Source organism: Streptomyces sp. TRM64462 (genome assembly GCF_013362995.1).
GTDB lineage: Bacteria > Actinomycetota > Actinomycetes > Streptomycetales > Streptomycetaceae > Streptomyces.
This window is the reverse complement of the sequence record NZ_JABWDV010000167.1, coordinates 1-316: the sequence shown is the minus strand read 5'-3', so window position 1 is coordinate 316 and position 316 is coordinate 1. Positions and strand designations below refer to the sequence as shown.

Annotated in this window: 1 pseudogene; it reads right to left on the bottom strand. The window is 75.3% G+C overall.

From position 1 onward, the window contains the following. A pseudogene (locus tag HTZ82_RS07445) lies at positions 1-222 on the bottom strand (protease); the annotation flags it as partial. Positions 223-316: the final 94 nt, after the last annotated feature.

The window sequence follows — 316 nt, the reverse complement described above, 5'->3', positions numbered from 1 at the left end:
CGGGGTGCTGTACTCGTCCGGGGCGTGCAGCGGCTGCGTACCGGCCTCGGACGCGTGCCCGCCGGCCCCTGCCCCGTACGTCTCGGCGGGCGCGGCGGTGGCGGGCTTGGTCAGGGACACCGGGGGCGGGGGCTCGGCCGGGGGTTCGTGGGTCGCCGTTGTGGGCCTTGTGGGCCGGCTCCACCACTTCGGCTTCTGGCCGGTGGGCTTCCCGTCGTCCATGCTCTCCCCGCTACTGGCCGGTACGCGCCTCCTGCGGCGCCCGTGCCCATGGATTCAACCAGGTCCCGCGCGTGAAGCGCAGGCGGTGTCACGG